The sequence below is a fragment of the Streptomyces sp. So13.3 genome (assembly GCF_005860785.2).
Lineage (GTDB): Bacteria > Actinomycetota > Actinomycetes > Streptomycetales > Streptomycetaceae > Actinacidiphila > Actinacidiphila fildesensis.
Map to the genome: position 1 here is coordinate 3,747,757 of NZ_CP048835.1, position 23,897 is coordinate 3,771,653.

Here is a 23,897-nt window from a genome sequence, read left to right on the forward strand (position 1 = left end):
GCGCGGGGCCGGGGGCGGGAGGAGCCGGGATGCGGTCCCGGCTCCGTCCGGCCCTACGCCTTGTCGCGCCGCAGCCCCAGCAGCGCCCCGGCCACCGCGACGACGGTCAGCGCCGCCGCGGTCACCGCGAAGGCATGGGCCGCCGGGTGCGGCCCCGCGACGTCGAGGCGGTTCAGGAACAGGGTGCCGAGGGTGGCCACGCCCACCAGCATGCCGAGCTGGGTGACGGTGGCCAGCAGCCCGCTGGCGTCGGCCGCGTCCTGCGGGGCCACCTTCCCCAGCGCGCGGGTGAGGGTCGGGCTGAACGCCGATCCCAGCCCCGTGCCGATCCCCGCCAGTCCGGCGAAGAGCGCGAACCCGCCGTGCCCGCCGCCGCGCAGCGCCAGGCCGAGCACGGCGAAGGAGAGCGCCCCGACGGCGAAGCCGGCCGGGGCCAGCCACCGGTGCCAGCTCTGCGGCAGACGGCGCCAGTTGAGGCCGACTCCACCGAAGAACACCGCCGCGACGGCGAAGGTGAGGCCGGTGCGCAGCGCGCTGTCCCCCAGCCCGGTCTGCAGATGCAGGGCGATGCTGAACAGGAAGCCCGCGTTGACCGCCATCGCCAGGCCGATCATCGTCGCCGCCCGCGCCATCCCCGGCGCCCGCAGCACCCGCCCGGACACCAGCGGGGCGCCGCCACGGCGCGCCAGCCGCGACTCCAGCACCGTGAACAGCCCGAACAGCACCACGCTCAGACCCAGGCAGATCCAGCCCCACACCGGCCAGCCCTCCTCCTGCCCGAGCACCAGCGGCACGGTGAACAGCGTCACCGCGGCAGCCAGCGTCACCAGTCCCGGCAGGTCGAGTCCGCGCCGCCGTTCCGGGGCGCTGCGGACGTCGGCCGGGATCACCCGCGGCGCGACGACCAGCATGACCAGCCCGATCGGTACGTTCACCAGGAACACCGGCCGCCAGCCGGTGCCGAACAGGTCCGCGCTGACGAGCACCCCGCCGAGCGACTGGCCGATCGCCGCGCCCGAGGCGATCACCGCCGAGTAGACGCTGAGCGCCTTCGACCGCGCCTCGCCGCTGAACGTCAGCTGGATCAGGCTGAGCACCTGCGGAATCATCAGGGCCGAGCCCGCGCCCTGGACGAACCGGAAGCCGATCAGCTGACCCGTGGACTGCGCGAGGCCGCAGGCCAGCGACGAGGCCGTGAAGAGGGCCAGTCCTGACAGGAAGACCCGCCGGTGGCCGAGCAGATCGCCGATCCGGGCGCCGGTGATCAGCAGCACGGCGTACGCGATGGTGTAGCCGGCCACGATGAGCTGCAGCCCGGCGCCCGAGGCGTGCAGATCGGTACGGATGGTGGGCGCGGCGACGTTCACGATGAAGACGTCGAGCAGGGCCATGAACTGGCCCGTCAGGATGATGCCGAGCAGCAGGCCGGTGCGCGGGCGCCGGTCGGCGCCGGGGGTGGTCTCCTTGTCGGTGACGGGGAACGGGAGCACGGAATTCGTCATGTCCGCCAGCCTGCGCGCGGCGCACTACTGGTAACGAGAGCCCTGTGATGCTGGTACCGGCAGCACCTGGCAAGCGTGCCCGGGCCGATGGAGGATGGGGAGATGCCCCAACGCCGCACCGCCCTGGCCGCCTTTCTCCGCAGCCGCCGCGCCCGCATCACCCCCGCGGACGTCGGCATGCCGCCGGGGCTGCGGCGCCGTACCCCCGGTCTGCGGCGCGAGGAGGTCGCGCAGCTCGCAGGGGTCGGGGTCACCTGGTACACGTGGCTGGAACAGGGCCGCCCGATCAACGCCAGTGTGCAGGTGCTGGACGCGGTCGGCCGGGTGCTCCAGCTCGACGTGACCGAGCGCGAGCACCTCTACCGGCTGGCCGGGGTGCCGTTCGTCCGCCAGGACGTCTCCGACGCGGAGGTGGTGGGCGAGGAGGTGCAGGGCATCCTCGACGCCTTGGACCCGCTGCCCGCCGTGGTCTACAGCGCGCGCTACGACGTACAGGCCTCCAACGCCGCCTACCGCGACATCTGGCCGGCGACCACGTTCGTCCCGCGCGCGGAACGCAATGTGCTGCTGAAGCTGTTCACCATCCCGGACTGCTGCTCGTCGATGGTGAACAGCGACGAGGAACTGCCCCGCATGGTCGGTCAGCTGCGCGCCGCGTACGGCCGGCATGTCGGGGAGCCGGTCTGGGAGACGTTCATCGCGCGCCTGATCCACGAGAGCCCGGAGTTCGCGCAGATGTGGGCACGCGGTGACGTCGCCTCGCCGGGACCGCGGCTCAAGGTGTTCCGGCACGCGTCGGTCGGGCTGATCAACCTGACCTCGGTGTCGCTGGCCATCGACGGCATGGCCGAGCACCGGATCGTCGTCTACACCCCGGCCGACGACGAGAGCCGCGCGCAGATCGAGCGGCTGCGCGTCATGGCCGAGCCGATGATCGGCTGCCCCGTGCACCGGCGGAAGGTCTCGGAGATCGTGGCGGAACGAGAAGCGGAGCGAGCGGCAGAACGGGTGGCCGAGCGGGTGCCCGACCGGGTGGCGGAGCCGGTGGAGTCCCGCCTCCCGTGAGGGGGCGGGACACCCGCACACCGGCGGGCGCGGCCGGCGGCCACCCGGGGATCAGTACCCGGCGGTGAAGCGGGTCCTGTGGTGGCGGGGCCGCTCGGCCTCGTCCAGCAGCGCCACCGCCAGGTCCTCCATGGATATCGCCGAGTCGCCCTTGGCATCGACCAGCAGTTCATCGGTGCCCAGCCGGTAGCGGCCCGTGCGCACTCCCGGCTCCAGCAGCGCGGACGGACTCAAGTAGCCCCAGTCCACCGCGGTTTCCGCGCGGCAGACGGCGAGCTGCTCGTTGCACGCCAGCGCGATCGGGCGCCACGAGGCGGGGAAGCCGGGTCCGTCGACGACGGTGACGCCCCCGGTGCCGGGCACGGTCAGGCTACCCGCGCCGCCGACGACCAGCAGCCGGACGCCGGTCCCGGTGAGCCCGGCCAGCAACCCCCGGGTGGCCGTGACGAGTTCGCCCTCGCTGCCGGGGGCGGGACGGGTCGCTCCGATCACCACGTCCTGGCCTGCGCTCAGTTCGGCCACGTCGTCGGCGTTCGCGGCGTTGCCCGCCCGTGCGTCGGCGGCGGACGGCAGCTCGGGGAAGCGGGCCGGATCGCGCACGACGGCGGTGACCTGATGGCCCCGCGCCAGCGCCTCGGCCACCACCCGGCGCCCTACGTTGCCCGCTGCTCCGAAGACGGTGATGCGCATCAATCTCAGCTCCTGCTCGATGAGTTGTCGATGGGGACGGACGAGGGGTTCCGGACGTCGCCGGCTTCGGGGGCGCCGCCCATAGCGGTGCCGGCGCTCCGGAACCGCGGCGGTCCGCCGGGGCCCGGCCGGTGCGCGGCGTTCCGCGTCTGGGCCACGACGAGGGCGGCCAGGACGATCAGCCCGCCCAGGATCTGGGCCGCGGTGAGCTCCTGGTCCAGGACGAGCCAGCCGAGCACCGTGGCGACCACGGGACTGAGCAGACCGAGGAACGTCACGCTGGTGGGCGACAGGTCGCGGATCCCCCGGAACCACAGGGCGTAGGCGAATGCCGCGCCGATGATCGAGAGATAGCCGTAGCCGGCCAGGTTCTCGGCTGTCAGGTTCGCCGGGGGCGGGCCTTCGACGAGGAGGGCGACCGGCAGCAGCAGCAGGCCGCCCGCGACGAGCTGCCAGCCGGTGGTGGCGAGCAGCGGTGCGGGTGACGTCCACCGCTTGCTGAGCACCACTCCGGTGGCCATCACGACGGCGCCGCCGACAGCGGCCGCGACACCGATCGCGTCGAGCCGCGCGTCGGCCCGCAGCACGAGCAGGCTGACGCCGGCCACGCCCGCTATGCCGGCCAGGACGGTGCGCGGGGACAGCCGCTCGCCGAGCAGACCGGAGGACAGGCCCGCGACCAGCAGGGGCTGGAGCGCGCCGAGGGTCGCGGCGACCCCGCCCGGCAGCCGGTAGGCGGCGATGAACAGCAGCGCGAGGAACGCCCCGATGTTGAGGGAGCCGAGCACCAGGGCACGCCACCACCACGACCCCTGCGGCAGCCGCCGGGTGAGGGCGACGAGCACGAGGCCCGCGGGAAGCGCGCGCAGCAGCGCGGCCAGCAGCGGCCGGTCGGGCGGTAGCAGCTCGGTGGTGACGAGGTAGGTGGTGCCCCAGATCGCGGGCGCCAGCGCGGTCACGACGATGATCCGGACTCGATTACTTAGCACTAAGGCAATGTATCTCATCGCTAAGACATTGGTACAGTACTCAGGTGGCAGATCATGTGGACCGCGTGCTGGAGCAGTGGGGAACGCAGCGCCCCGACCTCGACGTCTCGCCGATGGCGGTGATCGGCCGGCTGAAACGGCTCTCGCGGGTGATCGACGCCGAACTCCGCCGTACGTTCGCCGCGCACGGACTCGACGCCGCGTCGTTCGACGTCCTCGCCACGCTGCGCCGCAGCGGCCCCGAGAACCGGCTGACACCGGCCGAGCTGATGCTGGCGGCCATGGTCACCTCAGGAGCCGTCACCCAGCGGCTGGACCGCCTCCAGGACCGCGGCCTGGTGACGCGCACCCCCAGCCCGTCGGACCGCCGTGTGGTGCATGTCGCTCTCACCCGTGACGGCCGCGATCTCATCGACGAGGTGCTGCCCGACCACCTCGCCACCGAGAACCGGCTGCTCGCCGCGCTGACCGAACCCGAGCGGGCGGCCCTCGCCAACGCCCTGCGGCATCTCTCCGAGTCCCTCGGCGACACCATCGACTGACCCGCGCCCGGCCAGAGCCGGACCCACACGCGGCTGACCTGCGGAAACGCAAAGATCCCGCCCGATCGCAGTGATCGGACGGGATCCTTATCGTGGAGCTACGGAGAATTGAACTCCGGACCTCTTGCATGCCATGCAAGCGCTCTACCAACTGAGCTACAGCCCCGCCGTTTCCAGCGGCTCGCGCTGGGAACGAGAAGAAGCTTAACCGGTCTCCGGGGCAGATGCGAAATCCGCCCGGTGATCCACCGGCGAGTGGATCAGTTGTCGTCGCCGAGCACCGGTTCGGGCAGCGTGCCCGCGTTGTGCTCCAGCAGCCGCCAACCGCGCGCTCCCTCGCCCAGCACCGACCAGCAGCAGTTCGACAGACCCCCGAGGGCCTCCCAGTTGCCCGCTTCCAGCCCCAGCAGCCGGCCGATCGTGGTGCGGATCGTGCCGCCGTGGCTGACCACCACGAGAGTGCCGCCGTCGGCCAGCTTGTCGGCCTCGCCCAGCACCACGGGCGCCGCCCGGTCCGCGACCTCGGTCTCCAGCTCACCGCCGCCGCGCCGTACCGGCTCGCCGCGCTTCCAGGCGGCGTACTGCTCGCCGTGCCGCGCCACGATCTCCGTGTGGGTCAGACCCTGCCAGTCCCCCGCGTACGTCTCGCGCAGCCCCTCGTAGTGGGTCACACCGAGGCCGGTCACGGCGGCCAGCTCGGCGGCCGTCGCGGAGGCGCGCTGCAGGTCGGACGCGATGATCGCGGCCGGTTCGAGAGCGCCGAGCAGCCTGGCGGCGCGCCGGGCCTGGGCGATACCGTCCGCGGTCAGCGGGATGTCGGTACTGCCCTGGAAGCGCTGCTCCAGGTTCCACTCGGTCTGGCCGTGCCGCCAAAGAACGATCCGGCGGCCGCGGCCCGTCGTGTGCCCGTTCAGCTCAGGTCTCCATCCGCTTCGGCCGCGTACAGCTTCGCGTGCTCCTCGCCCTTGCCGCGGGTGGCGACGGCGTCGGCGGGCAGCTCGATCTCGGGGCAGTCCTTCCAGAGCCGCTCGAGGGCGTAGAAAACGCGCTCCTCGGAGTGCTGCACGTGGACCACGATGTCGATGTAGTCGAGCAGCACCCAGCGGCCGTCGCGCTCGCCCTCGCGGCGCACCGGCTTGGTGCCCAGCTCCTTGAGGAGCGCCTCTTCGATGCCGTCGACGATGCCCTTGACCTGCCGGTCGTTCGGGGCGGAGGCCACCAGGAACGCGTCGGTGATGGAGAGGACGTCGCTGACGTCATAGGCGATGATGTCGTGCGCGAGCTTGTCGGCGGCGGCCTGCGCGGCGGCCTTGATGAGCTCGATGGAGTGGTCAGTGGCGGTCACAGGTGAGGCTTTCGGGTCGAGGGCGTGTCTCTCCAGGGTCTCACGCCCCACGGACAGCCCCCGACCCGTTATCCATCAGGCCTGGTCAGGCCCCCTGAGCGGATTCCCGGCCGGTCCCGGGCCGCCGCTCAGGGGGGTGTCAGCCCTTGTAGTCCTTGCCGAGGACGACCGTGATGTCCGCATTCGCGGCGACCGTTCCCTTCTTCACCGCGCCCGCCGGCAGCCCCAGGGTCTTGGCCACATCGGCGGCCGCCGCCTTGCGGGCGTCGTCGGCGTAGAGCACCTCGGAGGCCGGCTGCGACGACGGGGCCGTACCGCCCGCCACGTAGGTGTACACGCCGCCGTTCAGGATCGCGGCCTGGGCCAGGCCCGCCGCCTTCTTGTCGCCGGAGGCGTCCTTGATCAGCACCCTGGCCTGCGCCGAGGCCCCGGCGTTCTTCACGGTGCCGCCCAGCACGTCCTTCACGACGCTCTCGGTGGCCTGCGCGCTCAGCGTCCCGTTCGGCTGCACCGGCAGCAGCGCGGTGCTGTAGGTCCCCGTCTTCGCCTGCTCCGCGAGCTGCGCCAGCGAGGCGCCGAGCGCGTTGACGGGCAGCGACGGGTCCGGGATCGAGTTCAGCGCCTCGACGGTCTTCGTCGCCGAGGCGGAGTCGCTCGGCATCTTCGCCAGGACGGCCTGCATGACCTGGCCGAAGCGGATGAGCTGCTTGGCCTGTGCCTCGCCGGGCCCGCGGTGGGTGGCGTACGCGACGGCCCCCTGGCCGTTCAGCTCCTGCGCCTTGCCCTGGGTGACCAGGACCTTGCCCGCGTCCTTCTGCGTCCCGTTCACCGCGGTGTCGGTGTCCAGGGTGATGCCGCCGAGGGACTCGACGAGGATCTCCAGATACGGGGTGTCCAGCCGCCAGCTGCCCTTGATGTCGGACCCGAGGAGCGTGTTCAGCCCCTGCCGGGTCGGCTCCTGGCCCTGGTCGATCTGCTTGCCGAGGGTGGTCGAACCGCCGTCGTCGGTACTGAGGGCGAGCGTGTTCGGCAGCAGCACCGTGGTGCCCTTGCCGGTGGTCTGGTTGCTGACCAGCAGCGCCGTGGAGGACTCCGAGCCGTCCACCGGCCGCAGGTTCACCACGATCACATCGCGCTTCTGGCCGCCCGCGCCGGCCGCCGCCGTGTTCTTGCCCGAGCCGCCGAGGCCGGGGATCCGGCCGGTCTTCCAGAGGTAGCCGGTGCCACCGACCAGCGCCACCACGACCAGCAGCACCAGGGCGATCTTGCGCTTGCGGCCACGCCGCTTGGTCTCGGCACGGCGTTCGGTGCGGGACTCCGAGAACTTCAGCCAGTCGATGACCTCTTCCGACTCCTCGTCGTCCTCGTCGACGAAGGCGAACTGCTCGGTGCGGTAGTCCTGTCCGGCCTGCTGCCGCGGCGGTCCGGCGTCGGGCCCGGGGACCTGCGCGGGCACCGGGGCGGCCGGCGGAGCGGCGGCCGGGGCGGGCGCCGCGTAGTACGGCTGAGCGGGCGGCGCGCCGTACTGCGGCTGCTGCTGGTACTGCGGGTCCTGGTACGGCGGCTGCTGCAAGGGCTGCGGCTGCGCGTACTGGGGGTCCGGATACGGCTGCTGCTGCGGGATCCAGCCCTGCTGCTGCCCCGCGTACGTCTGCGCCGGGTCCGCGTAGTACGGGTCGGCGTACCCCGGCTGCTGCTGCGGCGGCTGCTGTCGCCGGGGCTGCTGCTCCGGCTGCTGTGCATACGGGTCGTATCCGTACTGCTGCTGGTAGTAAGGGTCCTGGGGCGCGGGCGGGTCCTGCGGGGCGTTCGGGTCCTGACCGTTCTCAGGACCTCCCTCGGCGTATTGCCAACGGGGGTTTGCGTCGTTCACGAGGACCCCTTCACTGCGATGCGTCCGCTACCCGTCGTCCCGGTAGAGCCTGCGTTTGTCGATGTAGCGCACCACCCCGTCCGGCACCAAGTACCAGACCGGATCGCCCTTGGCCACTCTCTGGCGGCAGTCCGTCGACGAGATCGCCAGCGCGGGAACCTCGACCAGCGAGACCCCGCCCTCCGGGAAGCCCGGATCCGCCAGGGTATGCCCAGGACGCGTCACCCCGATGAAATGCGCGAGGGAGAAGAGCTCCTCGGCGTTCCGCCAGGAGAAGATCTGGTTGAGCGCGTCCGCGCCGGTGATGAAGAAGAGGTCCGCGTCCGCGTGCTCGTCGCGCAGATCCCGCAGGGTGTCGATGGTGTACGTCTTGCCGCCGCGGTCGATGTCGCTGCGGCTCACCGAGAACTGCGGGTTGGAGGCGGTGGCGATCACCGTCATCAGATACCGGTCCTCGGGTGGCGAGACCGGTTTGTCGGCCTTCTGCCACGGCCGGCCGGTCGGCACGAAGACGACCTCGTCGAGCTGGAACAGACTCGCCACCTCGCTGGCGGCGACCAGGTGACCGTGGTGGACGGGGTCGAACGTTCCGCCCATCACGCCGATCCGCTTCTTCACGTTCCCAGGCATCGCGGAGACTAGTCCCGGTTGAAGCGGGTCGTGATCCACAGCAGGAGGAGCAGCGCGAACAGCGCGCCACCGCCCGTGAGATACGGGCTGAGGCTCTCGTGGTTCCCCCCACCCGACTCCTCGGCGAGGGTGGTCAGTGCGGCAGCTGCGTATGACGTCATGGTCGGCAGGACCTTTGCGGTTTCGAGGGTGGACGGGAAGACTCACGCACATCGTACGGGCGGGCCCTGTGGAACTTAGCGCAGGCTCCGCGCGTCCAGAGTATGTACCGGTTGGCTATCTGGGGGTTGGGTCACTATGTCCGTGCCGAACGATCCGAGCGACTCCACGGAGTCCAGTGGCGGTGCCGCGAAGGTGCCCAGCCGCACGCGCAAGCGCTTCCCGGGGATCTCCTCCAGGGCGTACGAGCATCCCGCCGACCGGTCCGCGCTGGTCGCGCTCCGCAAGCTGACCGGTTTCGACACCGCTTTCAAGGCGCTCAGCGGACTGCTCCCCGAGCGCTCGCTGAGACTGCTGTTCCTCTCGGACTCCGTCCGGGTGAGCGACCAGCAGTTCGCGCACCTGAACGTCATGCTGCTCGACGCCTGCTACATCCTGGACCTGGAGAAGGTCCCGTCGATGTACGTCACGCAGGACCCGCAGCCGAACGCGATGTGCATCGGCATGGACTCGCCGATCATCGTGGTCACCACCGGCCTCGTCGAGCTGCTCGACGAGGAGGAGATGCGGGCGGTCGTGGGCCACGAGGTGGGCCATGCGCTCTCCGGCCACTCGGTCTACCGCACCATCCTGCTGTTCCTGACGAATCTGGCCGTACGGGTCGCGTGGATCCCGCTGGGCAACCTGGCGATCCTGGCGATCGTCACGGCGCTGCGCGAGTGGTTCCGCAAGTCCGAGCTGTCGGCCGACCGGGCCGGGCTGCTGGTCGGGCAGGACCTGCAGGCGTCGATGCGCGGGCTGATGAAGATCGCCGGCGGCAACCACCTGCACGAGATGAACGTGGACGCGTTCCTGAAGCAGGCCGACGAGTACGAGGCCGCCGGCGACCTGCGCGACTCCGTCCTGAAGATCATGAACGTGCTGCCGCGCACCCACCCCTTCACCACGGTGCGCGCCGCCGAGCTGAAGAAGTGGGCGGCGAGCCGCGACTACCAGCGGCTGATGGACGGGCACTACCCGCGCAGGAGCGAGGACAAGGACACCTCGGCCTACGACACCTTCAAGGAGTCGGCGAACCACTACGCGGAGAACGTCAAGACCAGCAAGGACCCGCTGATGGGCCTGATCCGCGACATATCGACGGGCGCGGGCGACATCGGCGGCAAGCTCAGGAACAAGTTCACCGGTCCGGGCGGCACGCAGACCAGCACCCAGGAGCGGCCGGCGGAGGAGACGCAGGAAGACCCCGGGGACAGCCCGGAGAACGGTCCCCGCGCGGAGTGACACCGATTCCCGGGCACCGGCTCCAGGCACCGGCTCCGGGCACCGCCTCCGGGCCGTAACGCCCTCGGGCGCGGCCTAGGGAGCTGCTGAGGACGTGGTGGAGGGCGCCGCCGGGGTACCGGTGGCGCCGTTCGCCAGCCCCGCGCAGACGGATACTGCCGGACGGTCGCGGTCGTACGGATCGGCGGTGGTCGGGCCCTGCGGCGACTGGCCGGCGAGCAGCGGCCGGAAGTAGTCGGCGGCCGGGGCCGTGCAGGACAGCGGTCCGGCGGCGACATCGGCCTGCACCACTTCCATGTGGTGGTCGCGCAGGTCGTCCCGGTCGAAGCGGAACCGCATCTCGCGCCGCACGGTGAACAGCGAGGTGGTGCCCTGCGCCGCCCCGGAACCGGTGACGCCCTGCACCGCGTACACGAAGGTGTGGTCGGCGACGACCTCCAGCCGGTCGTCACCGACCTGGGCCACCGCGATGGTGCCGTTCACCCGTACCTTCTGGTCGGCCAGCCGCACCTTGGCCGGGTCCAGCCGCACCAGCCAGCCGGTCGCCGCGTGCTGCCCGTCGTCGCCCGGGGCGCTCAGGCTGCGGTCGAACTGGTCGACCTGGCCGGGATCGATCAGATCCCGGACGGCGCGCACACCGCCGCCCGTAACCGCTTCCGGGTCGAGCGACGAGGCCACCAGGTACTCCTTGGTGGTGCTGAGCGCCTGCATCACCTGACTCTCGGTGAAGTCCCCGACACGGCGCGCGGTCGGCAGCGGAAGCCCTTCGGCACCGGCCCGGTAGTGCGCGGCCGGATCGTTCGCGTACAGCGACTTCGTGTCCACGGCCGGTACCGGGCCCGGCGGCACCAGCGGTATCAGCGTGATCCGCAGCGGCTCCACCGCATCCGGCCCCGAACTGCTGTACGGATGACGTATGCCCAGGTAGATCGCGGTGCCGAAGGCGACGGCGATGAGTACGACCAGGATCAGGGCCTGGCGCGGGGCGCCGGCGACGGGCCACATATGGCGGACGCGCACCGCCCGCGACGTCCCGTCCAGCCGCTCACGGGCCGAGTACTCCTGGATACGGGCAGCTCGAACGAACGATTCGTCGAAGACGACGGATCGGTACTCGTCCTCACCACCTCCCGGGACTCCCTCAGGGGCGCCCTCAGGAGGGTCTCCAGGACCGGCCATACCACAAGGTTAAGTCTCCGGAGGCACATATAAACGCCGTGATACGCGACAACTTCTGACAGCAGCTCAGGGAAGCGGGGTCGCGGCGACCGGCGGCAGGGTCTGGCTGCCGACCCGGCCGCTCGACGGAGGCGCAGGTACGGCGGGCTGGCGGCCGCCCCCGGCACCCCGGTACACGGCCGCGAAGGTCAGCGCCACCACGCCGATTCCCATCAGCACGGCGAGCAGCCAGGCGAGTGAACGGTGCCAGCGGACACTGCCGCCGCGGTACGGGCGGCCTTCGGCCATACGGACGTGCTGCAGATACAGGTCGTCGGATTCGCCGGTGTCGTACCGGACGGGATCGGCCGGCGCGGACCCGCCGCCGGAAACGCTTTCGGCCTCGGCACGGGCCCGCGCGGCGGCGAGCATGCGCTGGCGCGCGGTGGGCTCGTGCACGGGCGCGGACCGTACGAAGTCCTCGTCGAAGACCAGGGATGCGAACTCGTCATCATCCGGCATCGCACCAGGGTAGTCCGGCCAACGGCGCTTTGGGCAGGGAGCGGATGAAATACACTGCCCCCCCGCCCAGTTGGCCCTGTGGACGGACCGCCCCGCTACCGGATGTGGCCGTCGCCGGTCACGATGTACTTGGTCGACGTCAGCTCCGGCAGCCCCATCGGGCCGCGGGCGTGCAGTTTCTGGGTGGAAATGCCGATCTCCGCACCGAACCCGAACTCACCGCCGTCCGTGAACCGCGTCGACGCGTTGACGACGACCGCGGCCGCGTCCACCAACTGGGTGAACCGGCGGGCCGCGGGCTGCGAGGTGGTGACGATCGCCTCGGTGTGGCCGGACGACCAGAGCCGGATGTGGTGGACGGCCGCGTCCAGCGAGTCGACGACTCCCGCCGCGATGTCGTAGCTCAGGTACTCGGTCTCCCAGTCCTCCATGGTCGCCGGCACCACGGTGGCCTTGGAGCCGGTCCGCTCGGCCAGCGCCAGCACCCGCTCGTCACCGTGCACGGTCACCCCGGCCTCGGCCAGCGCCGCCAGCGCCAGCGGCAGGAACGCCTCGGCGATGTCCTGGTGCACCAGCAGGGTCTCCGCGGAGTTGCAGACGCTGGGACGCTGCGCCTTGGAGTTGATGAGCACCTCCACCGCCATCGGGAGGTCGGCCTGCGCGTCCACGTAGACGTGGCAGTTGCCGGTACCGGTCTCGATGACCGGCACCGTCGACTGTTCGACGACCGTCCTGATCAGCGACGCTCCGCCGCGCGGGATGAGGACGTCGACCATGCCGCGGGCCCGCATCAGCTCCTTGACGGACTCCCGGCTCTCGCCCGGCACCAGCTGCACCGCGTCGGCCGGCAGCCCGGCACCGCCGACGGCGTCCCGCAGCACCTTCACCAGTGCCTCGTTGGAGGCGTACGCGGAGGACGAACCGCGCAGCAGCACCGCGTTCCCGGACTTCAGGCACAGGGCGGCCGCATCCACGGTCACGTTCGGCCGGGCCTCGTAGATGATGCCGACCACGCCGAGCGGCACCCGCACCTGGCGCAGATCGAGCCCGTTCGGCAGCGTCGAGCCGCGGACGACCTCGCCGACCGGGTCCGGCAGGCCCGCCACGTCGCGGACGTCGGCGGCGATGGCCGCGACCCGCTCGCGGGTCAGCGTCAGCCGGTCGATGACCGTGTCGCTGCTCCCCGCCGCCCGGGCCCGCGCCACGTCGCGCGCGTTCGCCTCGACGATCTCCTTCGTCCGCACTACCAGCGCGTCGGCGATGGCGAGCAGCGCGTCGTCCTTCACCGAGCGCGGCAGCGGCGCGAGGTCGGCCGCGGCGGCCCTGGCCCGGTAGGCGGCCCGCAGCACAGCGGACTCGGGCAGGGGGGAGGGCAGGGAGGGGGCGTCATGGCTACTGCTCATGTCAGGCAGCCTACGGCGCCTCCCGGGGACGGCGGGACGGGATTCCGGCCGTTGAGACGGCCCGCCGCCCCGGCCTGCCGGCTCCCCCGCCGCCCGGCCGGGGCGGGACCCGGGCCGGGCTGGGGCACCACTCGGCAGTGGTCAGGGGTGCTGGGGAAACACAGAGACGGCCTAGAAGGGGTGGACACCCACCGGCACGGCCGGCGGGGGGCCGTAGCCCTCGGAGATGCGCTGGTGATAGGTCTCACGGTCGATCACTTCGAGGCCGACCGTCTCCCATGGCGGGAGCTTGGCCGTCGAGCGGTGCTCGCCCCACAGGCGCAGCGCGATGGCCGCGGCATCGTGGAGGTCACGGGCCTCCTCCCAGTACCTGATCTCGGCGTGGTCATGGGCATATCGGCTGGTCAGCAGGAACGGGTGATCGTGCGCGAGCTGTTCCAGCGCGCGTCTGACCTCCGGGAGCGGGGCCCCGGGCCCGGAGACGCTGAGCGTGACGTGCCAGAGCCGGGAGCTGGTGCGCGCTTCCGGCTGATGGTCCGCACTGGTATCCGCTCCGCTGTCGACGCTGACCAGTGCCCGTTCCGTCGTCCCCCGGGGGAACGAACCTGGGCGCCCTCGTCTCACCGGCGGCCTCCCTGTGGCGTTCTGCTTTGCGAGCGCCGCCCGTCCCCGCGGCGGTATTGGCGACTCCTCCGCTTCAAAGTTGACCAGGGTGCGGGCTACCGCGGGGACGTTTTCGACAAGAAGTCCCCGACTGGGTCTGCCGGGCCGGCCGTTCGCTCAGTGCTGGTGCAGCACAACGAGGTCGTCGCGGTGCACGACCTCGCGCTCGTACGCGGGTCCGAGTTCGCGGGCGAGGTCGTGCGTCGAGCGGCCGAGCAGCCGCGGCAGCTCCCTGGCATCGAAGTTGACGAGGCCTCGGGCGACCGCCCGGCCGGACTCGTCGAGCAGGTCGACCGGGTCGCCGGCCACGAACTGCCCCTCGACGCCGGTCAGTCCGGCCGGCAGCAGCGAGGTACGGCGCTCCGTGACGGCCTTGACCGCGCCCGGGTCCAGGCGCAGCGCGCCGCGCGGGGTGGAGGCGTGCGCGAGCCACAGCAGCCGGTCGGCGGACCGCTTGCCGGTGCGGTGGAAGAGCGTGCCGGTGACGCGGCCGGCGAGGGCGTCGGCGGCGTGGCTGGCGGAGGTGAGCACGACCGGGATGCCGGCGGCGGCCGCGATCCGGGCCGCCTCGACCTTGGTGACCATGCCGCCGGTGCCGACCCCGGCCTTGCCGGCGCTGCCGATGGTGACGCCTTCGAGGTCGGCGGGTCCCGCAACCTCGTCGATCCGGGTGGCGCCGGGCGAGCGCGGGTCGCCGTCGTAGAGGCCGTCCACGTCGGACAGCAGCACCAGCAGGTCGGCGCGGACCAGGTGGGCGACGAGGGACGCCAGCCGGTCGTTGTCGCCGAAGCGGATCTCGTCGGTGGCCACGGTGTCGTTCTCGTTGACGACCGGCACCGCGCCCATGACGAGCAGCTGGTCCAGGGTCCGGTACGCGTTGCGGTAGTGGGCGCGGCGGCTGATGTCGTCGGAGGTCAGCAGCACCTGGCCGACCCGGATCCCGTAGCGGGAGAACGACGCGGTGTACCGCGCCACCAGCAGTCCCTGGCCGACGCTGGCGGCGGCCTGCTGGCGGGCCAGGTCGCGCGGCCGCTTCGCGAGACCGAGCGGGGCGAGGCCTGCGGCGATGGCGCCGGAGGAGACCAGCACGATCTCCTTCGGGCCGTTCTCCCGGGCCGTCGCCAGCACGTCCACCAGCGCGTCGACGCGATCCGCGTCCAGCCCGCCGGAGGCCGTCGTCAGCGAGGACGAACCGACCTTGACCACGACCCTGCGGGCCTCCACCACGTCCTGCCGCGCCGCTGCCACGTACGTCCCCTGTGCTCGCCTGTTCCCGTCGGTCCGCCTGCCCCGATCCGTGCAATCTACGTGATCCGGGGCACCGCGCGGCCGGGCGTATCGCGCCCTGGACACCGCGCCCCGGCACCCGCCGGGGCGACGGGTCCGGGATACGGGTCAGGCCGGCGGATCACAGGTCAGGCCTGCGGGTCCGGGTGCCGCAGCTGCCAGCCGGCCCAGGCCGAGGTGACCATCTGGCGGACGTCGTACCGGGCGGACCAGCCCAGCTCCTTGCCGATCAGCTCGGCCGAGGCGACGACCCGGGCCGGGTCGCCGGCGCGGCGCGGGACGATCTCGGGCGCGAGGTCGGTGTGTCCCGACACCTCGCGGATGAGGTCGATCATCTCCGCCACCGACACGCCCTCGCCGGTGCCGATGTTGAGCTTCAGGGACGCCGAGGGGTCGGCGGTCAACCGGCGCGCCGCGGCGACGTGGGCGGAGGCGACGTCCTCGATGTGAATGTAGTCACGGACGCAGGTGCCGTCCGGCGTCGGGTAGTCGTCGCCGAAGATCAGTGGCGGCTTGCCCTGGGCCAGTCGCTGGAACACCATCGGCACCAGGTTGAAGATCCCCGGGTCGCCGAGTTCCGCGGAGGCGGCGCCCGCCACGTTGAAGTAGCGCAGCGAGGCGGTGGCCATGCCGTGCGCCCGGCCGACCGCGCCGACCATCCACTCCCCCGTGAGTTTGGTCTCGCCGTAGGGGCTCATCGGGTCGCAGGGGGTCCGCTCGGTGACCAGCTCGACGTCCGGCATGCCGTAGACCGCGGCGGAGGAGGAGAAGAGGAAGCGGCTCACCCCGGCCTCGGCGGCGGCCTCGAGGACCGTCTGCAGGCCGACGACGTTCTCGCGGTAGTAGTGCAGCGGGCGCTCAACCGACTCGCCGACCTGCTTCTTCGCCGCGATGTGCACGATCCCGCGCACCTCGTACTGCCCCAGGACGCGGTCCAGCGCCGCCCGGTCCAGCACGGAACCCTGCTCCAGGGGAACACCGGCGGGCAGCCGCGCCGCGTCACCGGTACTGAGATCGTCGAGGACGACCACCTGTTCACCGCTCTCGACGAGCGCCTTGACGACATGCGATCCGATATATCCGGCGCCGCCGGTGATCATCCAGGTCATCCGGTCAGTCTAAGTCGGTGAGTAGCCATGCGATAAACTCGGAGTGAACCCTCAGCAGGCTGCGCTCCCCCGGAGCAGGACCTCGGTTCGTCATTTCCCGCCACGGAAAGGTTGTCCTGACCCATGGTCCCTCGGCTCTCGGTGGTAGTGCCGATTTACAACGTCGAGATGTTTCTCGAGGAGTGCCTCGAATCCCTCGCCGGCCAGACGCTCCGTGAGCTCGAAGTCATCATGGTCAACGACGGTTCGACGGACAGAAGTGGTGAGATCGCCACCGCCTTCGCCGCCCGCGACCCGCGGTTCCGCCTTGTCGAACAGACGAACGGCGGCCTTGGCCACGCCCGTAACACCGGTGTACGCAACTGCACTCCGGGGGTGGATTACCTCACATTCGTCGACAGCGACGACATCATCCCGGACTACGCCTACGAGCACTTCCTGTCGACGCTGGACGAGACGGGGTCGGACTTCGCGTCCGGCAACGTGTTCACGCTGGACTCGAAAGGCACCGCCCAGTCGGCGATGCACCGCAAGGCCACGGCGACGACGCGGCTGAAGACCCACATCACACGTGACCCGGCACTCATCGCCGACCGGCTCGCCCCCAACAAGGTGTTCCGCCGCACCTTCTGGGACAAGTACGCGATGGAATTCCCCGAAGGTGTGCTCTACGAGGACACTCCGTTGACGGTCCCGGCGCACTTCAGGGCCCGCAGCGTCGACATCCTCGGTGAGCCCACGTACTACTGGCGGCAGCGTGAGGGCGGCGCCGCACCGTCCATCACCCAGCGCCGCACCGAGCTGAAGTCGGTCCGCGACCGCGTGGCCGCCGTCGACTCGGTGAGCCGCTTCCTCGCCGCGCAGCCGGGCAAGGAGTACCGCAAGTACAAGCGCTGGTACGACGAGACGGCCCTCGCCAGCGACATCCGGATCTTCATCAATGTGCTGCCCGACGCGGACCAGGAGTTCCGCGACCTCTTCATGCAGGTCGCCTCGGACTTCCTGAGCCGGGTGGAGCCCCGCGCCCTGGACGCGCTGCCGGCCCTCATGCGGCTGAAGTGGCACCTGATCCGGCACGGCAAGCTGGACGAGCTGCTCGAAGTCCTGTCGTACGAGAAGAAGGAGACCGGCGCGTCCCTGCCGGTCGTCCGGCGGTTCCGCCGCTACGGCAAGTTCCCGTTCTTCGGCAACCGCACCGTGGGTGTGCCGAATCACGTGTACCGCCTCAAGCAGGAACTGGCGCTGCGCACCAAGGTGTCCTCGATCACCTGGCACGGCGACGAACTGAAGATCGAGGGCTTCTCCTACGTCAGCAACCTGAACGTCCACAAGCGGCGGATGTCGCTCAAGGTCATCGCGCTGCGCAACAGCAAGTCCAAGCGCACGCTGGTCATTCCGGCGCGTACGGTCTTCCGTCCCGAGGCCACGTCGACCTCCGGCCAGAACCGCTACTCGTACGACTGGTCCGGCTTCGAGCTGACGGTCAACGCGCAGAAGCTCAAGCAGCGCGGCCACTGGAACGAGTCGACCTGGCGCTTCGCGATCGGCAACCTCAGCCGCGGCCTGCTGCGCAAGGGCGCCCTGAACCCGGGGGCCTTCGGCTCCGGCACCCACCCGCCGGTGCACTACGTCGACGCCGAGACCCGGATCGTCCCGCTGTTCATCGGCGGCCGGCTGCGGCTGCGGGTGGAGAAGGTCCGCGCCCGGGTCACCGGGCACGAACTGACCGACGGATTCATCGAGATCCGCGGAGTGGCGGCCGGCAAGCTCGCCGAGGGCAGCCTGCTGAGCATGCAGCACCTCAAGACCCCCAGCTCGCACGAGTACCCGCTGGAGATCACCGGAAGCTCCCCCAAGGGGCAGACGACCTTCACCGTACGGATCCCGCTGGACGACATCGTCGACGGCCGGATGACGGAGGTCGCACTGTCCTCGGTCAAGGCGCCGGACAGCGAGACCTGGCGCACCGAGATCATCGTTCCCGGTGAGCGCAAGGCACGCCAGCTGATCGCCGACGACGATCTGGCGCCGGGCCGGTACGCGCTGGCACCGTCGGCCTCGGGTCTCCCCCGTGAGCTGGCCCTGCACCGCAACGCACCGGGCTACCTGCTGCTGAGCGACCGGATCGTACGGCCCGTCGTGGACCGGCTGACCTGGCAGTCGGACGGCTCGCTGCTGGTCGAGGGCGAGTGCCCGACCAGCGCCACCGACCCGGCGAACCTGGTGTTGATGCACCGGGCGCACCACGAGGAGAAGGTCTTCCCCGTGACGGTGGCCGACAACCGGTTCACCGCCACCCTCACCGTGCACGCCGTCCCGGGGATGGCCGGCACCCTGCCGCTGCGTCCCGGCCGCTGGAACCTGATGTTCCAGAACTCGGTGGAGGACAACGAGCGCACCCCGGTCGTCATCAGCCCCGCGCTGATCGACGACCTGCCCGCCGAGACCATGGTCGCCGGCCGCAAGTACGTCGCGGCCGCGCACTCCTACGACCGGCTGGCGCTCGAGGTCACCGCGTCGCTGCGGACCGACGAGCAGGGCCCGTACCGGCAGCGCCAGTTGCGGACGCAGTTCTACCCCGAGGCCCGCACCCAGCCGCTGCGCGAGTCCGTGCTGTACGACAGCTACACCGGCAAGCAGTTCTCCGACTCGCCGCGCGCGGTGTTCGAGGAACTGATGCGGCGCGGCGACGACCTGGAGCACCTGTGGGTCGTCCGCGACGAGCAGGTGGAACTGCCGCCGGGCGCGAAGGCCGTCCGCATGTGGGGCCGCGAGTGGTTCGAGGCGCTGGCCCGCAGCCGGTACATCGTCACCAACGCGCACCTGCCGTACTGGCTGAAGCGGCGTCCGGGCCAGGTCGTCGTCCAGGCCTGGCACGGCACCCCGTTGAAGAAGATCGGCCACGACATCGAGGACGTCCAGTTCACCAACGGGCGGTACCTGGAGAACGTGGCGAAGGAGTCGAAGAGCTGGAGCTTCATCGTCTCCCCCAACCGCTTCAGCACGCCGATCCTGAAGCGCGCCTTCGCGTTCGACGGTGAGCTGCTGGAGGCGGGCTACCCGCGCAACGACATGCTCTACGCACCGGAGCGCGACGAGATCGCCCAGAAGGTGCGCGAGCGCATCGGCCTCCCCGCGGGCAAGAAGGTCGTGCTCTACGCCCCGACCTGGCGCGACGACCAGTACTACGGCCCCGGCCGGTACAAGCTCGACCTCCAGGTCGATCTGGTGAAGGCCAAGCAGGAGCTCGGGGACGACTTCGTGCTCCTGGTCCGGCGCCACCCGAACGTGGTGGACACGGTGCCGGGTGCGGGCGAGGGCTTCGTCTGGGACGTCTCGGAGTATCCGGAGATCGGCGAGCTGTTCCTCGCCGCGGACGTTCTGATCACGGACTACTCGTCGCTGATGTTCGACTACGCGAACACCGGCCGCCCGATGCTGTTCTTCACCTACGACCTGGCGCACTACCGCGACCAGCTGCGCGGCTTCTACTTCGACTTCGAGAAGGAGGCCCCCGGGCCGCTGATCTCCACGTCGGACGAGCTGATCGCGTCACTCAAGGACCTGGACGCGGTGACGGACCGGTACAAGGGCGCGTACAAGAAGTTCCAGGACGTCTTCTGCGACCTGGACGACGGCCAGGCCGCCGGCCGGGTCATCGACCGGATGCAGGAGCTGGCGAAGGAGGACTGACCTCCCCGCTCACAGCCGCGAAAGGGCGGCCACCCCTCGGGGTGGCCGCCCTTTCGGGTGAGTCCGGCAGAAGGCGGAGGCAGAAGACCGGAAGGCGGCAGCGTCAGCGGCCGAGCAGCCGGCGCATCCGGGCCTCGGCGACCCTGCGGGCGCCCTGCAGCCCGTCCGCGACCCGCAGCACGAGCGCCCGGCCGCCGGTGACATGCGTCTGGACCAGCAGCACCCGGCCGGTGGGGCGCACCACGATGCCCCGGCGGGGCGCCTGGGCTCCGGCGGCCCGCACCTCCACCGGGGTCGCGGCGCCGTCGGCGTACCGGATCTCGGCCCGTACGTTCCACACGCCCAGCTGCCCGGGGCAGGCCAGCGCCGGTGTCGACAGCCGTACGTCGGCGGTCCAGCCGTCGCCGTCCGGGACCAGCGGTGCCTCCACGCCGACCGCGGGCCGGCTTCCGGTCCGCTCCTCCAGCTCGACATGGATCGTGCGCGGGCCGAGCTCCGCGAGCCGCCCGTACAGCTCGTGCACGCGCAGGCTCAGCCGGGTGCTGCCGCCCGCCCTGACCCGGCCGTCGACGGCCACCGGCAGTTCGGCGGTGGCCAGCAGACCGAGACCCACGGGCGGCGCGGCCGGGTCGTACGGGGGATCAGCCGGGGCGGGCGGGCGGTCAGCTCCACCAGCCGGCCGAGCTCGGCCGGCTCCGGCGCGGCCAGGATCGCACCGGCGATCCAGCGCGAGACGACAGCCGCGCAGGCGATGCCCTCGGAGTCGAACCCGGCCAGGTAGTCACGGGTGATCCGCCACCAGTCGGCCACGTACTCCCGGTCGCGCTGCGGGAGTTCACGCAAATAGAGCGGCAGGTCGTAGTCGCAGAACTTGGCCTGCGCATGCAGCGCCAGCTCCTCGCGTCCGGCGTTGCGCAGCACCTCGACGACGCCGCGGTGGGCGGTGACGCGGGACTGCCAGTTCCTGATGGCGCCGCGGCTCAGCGAGATCGACAGCTTCGCCGCCTGCCTGCGTACCTGCCAGAGGTAGACGACCTCGTCGGTCACCGCCAGCCGCGGGTCGGCGGCGTAGACCCGCGCGGTGAAGACGAAGTCCTCGTAGTGGAAGGCGCCGTCGGGGAACGTGATGGCGTGCTTCTCCAGGAACGCCCGGCGGTAGAGCTTGTTGACGGACAGGGTGTCCCACAGCATGCGGGGCCGGTCCTCGATCCCCTGGATCACGCTGCCGGGCAGATCGGCACCCGCCGACCGGTCGTAGATCAGCGGGGCCCAGACGGTGGTCGCGCCGTCCGGGAGCTCCACGCGCAGGCACTGGCCGGCGACGACGTCGGCACGCCGCTGCTCGGCGATCGGCAGCAGGGCGCCGATCGCTCCCGGCGGCAGGATGTCGTCACTGTCGAGGAACATCACGTACGGGAAGGCGGCGGCGGCCATGCCGTCGTTGCGCGGTGTCCCGCAGCCCCCGCTGTTCGTCGCCCTGGGGAGGATCCGCACCCGCGGGTCCGCGGCGAGCGGCGCGAGCGCGTCGAGGGTGCCGTCCGTCGAACAGTCGTCGACGACGATCACCTCGCCGACCTCGGACCCCTGCGCGAGCGCGGATTCAACGGCGCTCACGATGCGGGAGGCGTCGTTGTAGACGATCACAACGATGCTGACGTGTCCCATACCCGACCCCATGTCCCTGACCATCAGGAGATCATCTCATCCGGCGCCGGCCGGAAAGTCCCCGAGGAGCGCCTGGTCCGGCGCTCCTCGGGGGCTGTTCGGAACGACTGCTCAGAAGGCTTCGAAGTCGTCGAACTCCTGCTGCGCGTCGTCCTTGTCGCTCTTGTCGCGGCGGCGGTTGACCGCCGGGCGCGGCGGGTCGAAGCGGTGGTCCTCGCCGCGGCGGCCCAGCATCTCGGCACCGGCGGCCATCGTCGGCTCCCAGTCGAAGACGACCGCGTTCTCCTCCTCGCCGATGATGATCTCGTCGCCCGCCTGGGCGCCGGCCTTCACCAGCCGCTCCTCGACACCGAGGCGCGAGAGCCGGTCCGCGAGGTAGCCGACGGCCTCGTCGTTGGAGAAGTCGGTCTGCCGCACCCAGCGCTCGGGCTTCTCGCCGCGGACGCGGTAGGAGCCCTCCTCCTCGGTGACGGTGAAGCCGGCGTCGTCCACCGCGACCGGGCGGATGACGACCCGGGTCGACTCCTGCGCGGGCTTGGCGGCGCGGGTCTCGGCGACGATCTTCGCCAGGGCGAAGGAGAGCTCGCGCAGGCCCAGCCGGGAGACGGCCGAGACCTCGAAGACCTGGTAGCCGCGGGCTTCCAGCTCGGGCCGGATGATGTCGGCGAGGTCCTTGCCGTCCGGCACGTCGATCTTGTTCAGCACGACGATGCGCGGCCGGTCGCCCAGGCCGCCGTACTCGGCCAGCTCGGCCTCGATGACGTCGAGGTCGGTCACCGGGTCCCGGTCGGACTCCAGCGTGGCGGTGTCCAGGATGTGCACGAGCACCGAGCAGCGCTCGACGTGCCGCAGGAACTCCAGGCCCAGGCCGCGGCCCTGGCTGGCGCCCGGGATCAGGCCGGGGACGTCGGCGATCGTGTAGACGACCTCACCGGCGGTGACCACGCCCAGGTTCGGGACCAGGGTGGTGAAGGGGTAGTCGGCGATCTTCGGCTTGGCGGCCGAGAGCACCGAGATGAGCGAGGACTTGCCCGCGCTCGGGTAGCCGACCAGTGCCACGTCGGCGACGGTCTTGAGCTCCAGGACGATGTCCCGGGCCTTGCCGGGCTCGCCGAGCAGCGCGAAGCCGGGGGCCTTGCGGCGGGCCGAGGCCAGCGCCGCGTTGCCCAGGCCGCCGCGGCCGCCCTGGCCGGCGATGAAGGTGGTGCCCTGGCCGACGAGGTCGGCGAGCAGGTTGCCGTCCCGGTCCAGCACGACGGTGCCGTCCGGCACCGGCAGGACCAGGTCCTGGCCCTCGGAGCCGGTGCGGTTGCCGCCCGCGCCGCCCTTGCCGTTGGTGGCCTTGCGGTGCGGGGTGTGGTGGTAGTCGAGGAGCGTGGTGACGTCCTGGTCCACGACCAGGATCACATCGCCGCCACGGCCGCCGTTGCCGCCGTCCGGACCGCCGAGCGGCTTGAACTTCTCCCGGTGAACGGAGGCGCAGCCGTGGCCTCCGTTACCCGCGGCGACATGCAGCTCGACGCGGTCCACGAAGGTGGTCATACGGATTGCCTCCAGATAAATACGGGATTGTCTCAGTACTAACGCACCAAGGGCGGACCCTCTTCCCGCGCGCGGTGCGCGTCGGGGAAGTGGGATCCGCCCTCAGTGGTGTGTCTGTGTTCGTTGCGGAGCCGTATTAGACGGCGGCCGGAACGATGTTCACTACCCTGCGGCCACGCGCGGTGCCGAACTCGACCACACCGGCGGCGAGAGCGAACAGCGTGTCGTCCTTGCCGCGGCCCATGTTCGAACCGGGGTGGAAGTGCGTGCCACGCTGGCGGACGATGATCTCGCCGGCGTTGACGACCTGGCCGCCGAAACGCTTCACGCCGAGAAACTGAGCGTTGGAGTCACGTCCGTTACGGGTGGACGATGCACCCTTCTTGTGTGCCATGTTTTCTCAGTCCCTTACTTCGCAGCCGCGGGGATACCGGTGATCTTGATCGCCGTGTACTGCTGACGGTGACCCTGACGACGGCGGTAACCGGTCTTGTTCTTGTACCGCAGGATGTCGATCTTGACACCCTTGTGGTGGTCCACGATCTCGGCCGCGACCTTGATTCCGGCCAGGACCCACGGGTCACTGGTGACGGAGTCGCCATCGACCACGAGGAGCGTCGAGAGCTCGACCGCGTCGCCCACCTTGCCGGTGGAAATCTTGTCTACCTCGACGACATCGCCAACGGCCACCTTGTGCTGGCGGCCGCCGCTGCGCACGATTGCGTACACGCGGAACTCACTCTCAAGCTCGAATCGGGTACTCCTGAAGCCAGCCA

The 23,897-nt window shown here is 71.0% G+C and carries 23 protein-coding genes and 1 tRNA gene; 4 read left to right on the forward strand and 20 right to left on the reverse strand.

Translation table 11 applies throughout. The features are described from left to right. Positions 1 to 53: 53 nt before the first annotated feature. Positions 54 to 1,502: an MFS transporter gene (locus C8250_RS16970; RefSeq protein WP_187144877.1), complete on the reverse strand. Its 1,449-nt coding sequence runs from the start codon at positions 1,500 to 1,502 to the stop codon at positions 54 to 56. A gap of 102 nt (positions 1,503 to 1,604) precedes the next feature. Here C8250_RS16970 and C8250_RS16975 point away from each other — a divergent pair, with 102 nt between their 5' ends. After that, positions 1,605 to 2,567, forward strand: coding sequence for a helix-turn-helix transcriptional regulator (locus tag C8250_RS16975; RefSeq protein ID WP_306664960.1), 963 nt, complete (start codon positions 1,605 to 1,607; stop codon positions 2,565 to 2,567). A 51-nt stretch (positions 2,568 to 2,618) separates the two neighbouring features. Here C8250_RS16975 and C8250_RS16980 read toward each other — a convergent pair whose 3' ends face one another. Next, on the reverse strand, positions 2,619 to 3,257 hold the full coding sequence (locus tag C8250_RS16980; RefSeq protein ID WP_138353146.1) for an NAD(P)H-binding protein: 639 nt from the start codon (positions 3,255 to 3,257) through the stop codon (positions 2,619 to 2,621). 5 nt (positions 3,258 to 3,262) lie between these two features. Next, positions 3,263 to 4,246, reverse strand: coding sequence for an EamA family transporter (locus C8250_RS16985; RefSeq protein ID WP_244809166.1), 984 nt, complete (start codon positions 4,244 to 4,246; stop codon positions 3,263 to 3,265). A gap of 44 nt (positions 4,247 to 4,290) precedes the next feature. Here C8250_RS16985 and C8250_RS16990 point away from each other — a divergent pair, with 44 nt between their 5' ends. Further along, complete coding sequence (locus C8250_RS16990) at positions 4,291 to 4,788, forward strand: MarR family transcriptional regulator (RefSeq protein ID WP_138353144.1); 498 nt, start codon at positions 4,291 to 4,293, stop codon at positions 4,786 to 4,788. 93 nt (positions 4,789 to 4,881) lie between these two features. On the opposite strand, the gene C8250_RS16995 is transcribed toward C8250_RS16990, so the two are convergent. The 6 genes from C8250_RS16995 to C8250_RS17020 all read right to left on the reverse strand — a co-directional run bounded on the left by C8250_RS16995 (position 4,882) and on the right by C8250_RS17020 (position 8,797). After that, positions 4,882 to 4,954: transfer RNA gene (locus tag C8250_RS16995), tRNA-Ala, on the reverse strand. Positions 4,955 to 5,048: 94 nt separating this feature from the next. Next, positions 5,049 to 5,702 (reverse strand): histidine phosphatase family protein, encoded by a 654-nt coding sequence (locus tag C8250_RS17000; RefSeq protein ID WP_239069862.1) that lies wholly within the window; start codon positions 5,700 to 5,702, stop codon positions 5,049 to 5,051. Next, a complete protein-coding gene (gene rsfS, locus C8250_RS17005) occupies positions 5,699 to 6,133 on the reverse strand; it encodes a ribosome silencing factor (RefSeq protein ID WP_138353142.1) in 435 nt (144 codons plus the stop codon). The genes C8250_RS17000 and rsfS overlap by 4 nt, the downstream gene beginning before the upstream one ends. A 139-nt stretch (positions 6,134 to 6,272) precedes the next feature. After that, positions 6,273 to 8,006 (reverse strand): LCP family protein, encoded by a 1,734-nt coding sequence (locus C8250_RS17010; RefSeq protein ID WP_138353141.1) that lies wholly within the window; start codon positions 8,004 to 8,006, stop codon positions 6,273 to 6,275. 27 nt (positions 8,007 to 8,033) lie between these two features. Further along, positions 8,034 to 8,636, reverse strand: a complete 603-nt coding sequence (nadD, locus tag C8250_RS17015) for a nicotinate-nucleotide adenylyltransferase (protein WP_138353140.1) — start codon at positions 8,634 to 8,636, stop codon at positions 8,034 to 8,036. A gap of 8 nt (positions 8,637 to 8,644) precedes the next feature. Beyond that, positions 8,645 to 8,797: a hypothetical protein gene (locus tag C8250_RS17020; RefSeq protein WP_187144878.1), complete on the reverse strand. Its 153-nt coding sequence runs from the start codon at positions 8,795 to 8,797 to the stop codon at positions 8,645 to 8,647. Positions 8,798 to 8,939: 142 nt separating this feature from the next. Between C8250_RS17020 and C8250_RS17025 the strand changes: the two genes are divergently transcribed. Next, positions 8,940 to 10,079: a M48 family metallopeptidase gene (locus C8250_RS17025; RefSeq protein WP_244809167.1), complete on the forward strand. Its 1,140-nt coding sequence runs from the start codon at positions 8,940 to 8,942 to the stop codon at positions 10,077 to 10,079. A 75-nt stretch (positions 10,080 to 10,154) separates the two neighbouring features. Here the strand turns inward: C8250_RS17025 and C8250_RS17030 are convergent, their stop codons facing one another. The 6 genes from C8250_RS17030 to galE form a co-directional block, all read right to left on the reverse strand. Continuing rightward, positions 10,155 to 11,258: a hypothetical protein gene (locus C8250_RS17030; RefSeq protein ID WP_138353138.1), complete on the reverse strand. Its 1,104-nt coding sequence runs from the start codon at positions 11,256 to 11,258 to the stop codon at positions 10,155 to 10,157. A gap of 66 nt (positions 11,259 to 11,324) precedes the next feature. Then, entirely contained in the window at positions 11,325 to 11,759 is a 435-nt protein-coding gene (locus C8250_RS17035) for a hypothetical protein (protein ID WP_138353137.1), read from the reverse strand. Between the two features lie 95 nt (positions 11,760 to 11,854). After that, complete coding sequence (locus tag C8250_RS17040; RefSeq protein WP_138353136.1) at positions 11,855 to 13,162, reverse strand: glutamate-5-semialdehyde dehydrogenase; 1,308 nt, start codon at positions 13,160 to 13,162, stop codon at positions 11,855 to 11,857. A gap of 171 nt (positions 13,163 to 13,333) precedes the next feature. Then, a complete protein-coding gene (locus tag C8250_RS17045) occupies positions 13,334 to 13,786 on the reverse strand; it encodes a hypothetical protein (RefSeq protein ID WP_138353135.1) in 453 nt (150 codons plus the stop codon). A gap of 156 nt (positions 13,787 to 13,942) precedes the next feature. Continuing rightward, positions 13,943 to 15,073 (reverse strand): glutamate 5-kinase, encoded by a 1,131-nt coding sequence (proB, locus tag C8250_RS17050; RefSeq protein WP_244809168.1) that lies wholly within the window; start codon positions 15,071 to 15,073, stop codon positions 13,943 to 13,945. Positions 15,074 to 15,240: 167 nt separating this feature from the next. Continuing rightward, on the reverse strand, positions 15,241 to 16,221 hold the full coding sequence (gene galE / locus C8250_RS17055; RefSeq protein WP_138353134.1) for a UDP-glucose 4-epimerase GalE: 981 nt from the start codon (positions 16,219 to 16,221) through the stop codon (positions 15,241 to 15,243). Positions 16,222 to 16,344: 123 nt separating this feature from the next. Here galE and C8250_RS17060 point away from each other — a divergent pair, with 123 nt between their 5' ends. Then, a complete protein-coding gene (locus tag C8250_RS17060; protein ID WP_138353133.1) occupies positions 16,345 to 19,914 on the forward strand; it encodes a bifunctional glycosyltransferase/CDP-glycerol:glycerophosphate glycerophosphotransferase in 3,570 nt (1,189 codons plus the stop codon). Positions 19,915 to 20,017: 103 nt separating this feature from the next. On the opposite strand, the gene C8250_RS44845 is transcribed toward C8250_RS17060, so the two are convergent. From C8250_RS44845 to rplU, 5 genes are all read right to left on the reverse strand, one after another. Then, positions 20,018 to 20,527 carry a hypothetical protein gene (locus C8250_RS44845; protein WP_346268750.1) on the reverse strand — a complete coding sequence of 170 codons (510 nt, stop codon included), beginning with the start codon at positions 20,525 to 20,527 and terminating at the stop codon, positions 20,018 to 20,020. Then, entirely contained in the window at positions 20,446 to 21,579 is a 1,134-nt protein-coding gene (locus C8250_RS17065) for a glycosyltransferase family 2 protein (RefSeq protein WP_346268751.1), read from the reverse strand. Before C8250_RS17065 ends, C8250_RS44845 begins: the two co-directional genes overlap by 82 nt. Before the next feature lie 111 nt (positions 21,580 to 21,690). Continuing rightward, positions 21,691 to 23,121 carry a GTPase ObgE gene (gene obgE / locus C8250_RS17070; protein ID WP_138359419.1) on the reverse strand — a complete coding sequence of 477 codons (1,431 nt, stop codon included), beginning with the start codon at positions 23,119 to 23,121 and terminating at the stop codon, positions 21,691 to 21,693. A 136-nt stretch (positions 23,122 to 23,257) separates the two neighbouring features. Then, positions 23,258 to 23,515 (reverse strand): 50S ribosomal protein L27, encoded by a 258-nt coding sequence (rpmA, locus tag C8250_RS17075; protein WP_138359421.1) that lies wholly within the window; start codon positions 23,513 to 23,515, stop codon positions 23,258 to 23,260. A 14-nt stretch (positions 23,516 to 23,529) separates the two neighbouring features. Further along, positions 23,530 to 23,850, reverse strand: coding sequence for a 50S ribosomal protein L21 (gene rplU, locus C8250_RS17080; RefSeq protein WP_138359423.1), 321 nt, complete (start codon positions 23,848 to 23,850; stop codon positions 23,530 to 23,532). Between the last annotated feature and the right edge of the window lie 47 nt (positions 23,851 to 23,897).

What these genes read in the sequence shown, in the direction of transcription:
- C8250_RS17060 (WP_138353133.1), top strand. Translation starts at nt 16,345, where the DNA reads ATGGTCCCTCGGCTCTCGGTGGTAGTGCCGATTTACAACGTCGAGATG.
- C8250_RS17030 (WP_138353138.1), bottom strand. Translation starts at nt 11,258, where the DNA reads ATGGCCGGTCCTGGAGACCCTCCTGAGGGCGCCCCTGAGGGAGTCCCG.
- C8250_RS17065 (WP_346268751.1), bottom strand. Translation starts at nt 21,579, where the DNA reads ATGGGACACGTCAGCATCGTTGTGATCGTCTACAACGACGCCTCCCGC.
- rpmA (WP_138359421.1), bottom strand. Translation starts at nt 23,515, where the DNA reads ATGGCACACAAGAAGGGTGCATCGTCCACCCGTAACGGACGTGACTCC.
- C8250_RS17020 (WP_187144878.1), bottom strand. Translation starts at nt 8,797, where the DNA reads ATGACGTCATACGCAGCTGCCGCACTGACCACCCTCGCCGAGGAGTCG.
- galE (WP_138353134.1), bottom strand. Translation starts at nt 16,221, where the DNA reads ATGACCTGGATGATCACCGGCGGCGCCGGATATATCGGATCGCATGTC.
- C8250_RS17040 (WP_138353136.1), bottom strand. Translation starts at nt 13,162, where the DNA reads ATGAGCAGTAGCCATGACGCCCCCTCCCTGCCCTCCCCCCTGCCCGAG.
- C8250_RS16980 (WP_138353146.1), bottom strand. Translation starts at nt 3,257, where the DNA reads ATGCGCATCACCGTCTTCGGAGCAGCGGGCAACGTAGGGCGCCGGGTG.
- nadD (WP_138353140.1), bottom strand. Translation starts at nt 8,636, where the DNA reads ATGCCTGGGAACGTGAAGAAGCGGATCGGCGTGATGGGCGGAACGTTC.
- obgE (WP_138359419.1), bottom strand. Translation starts at nt 23,121, where the DNA reads ATGACCACCTTCGTGGACCGCGTCGAGCTGCATGTCGCCGCGGGTAAC.
- C8250_RS16970 (WP_187144877.1), bottom strand. Translation starts at nt 1,502, where the DNA reads ATGACGAATTCCGTGCTCCCGTTCCCCGTCACCGACAAGGAGACCACC.
- C8250_RS16975 (WP_306664960.1), top strand. Translation starts at nt 1,605, where the DNA reads ATGCCCCAACGCCGCACCGCCCTGGCCGCCTTTCTCCGCAGCCGCCGC.
- C8250_RS17035 (WP_138353137.1), bottom strand. Translation starts at nt 11,759, where the DNA reads ATGCCGGATGATGACGAGTTCGCATCCCTGGTCTTCGACGAGGACTTC.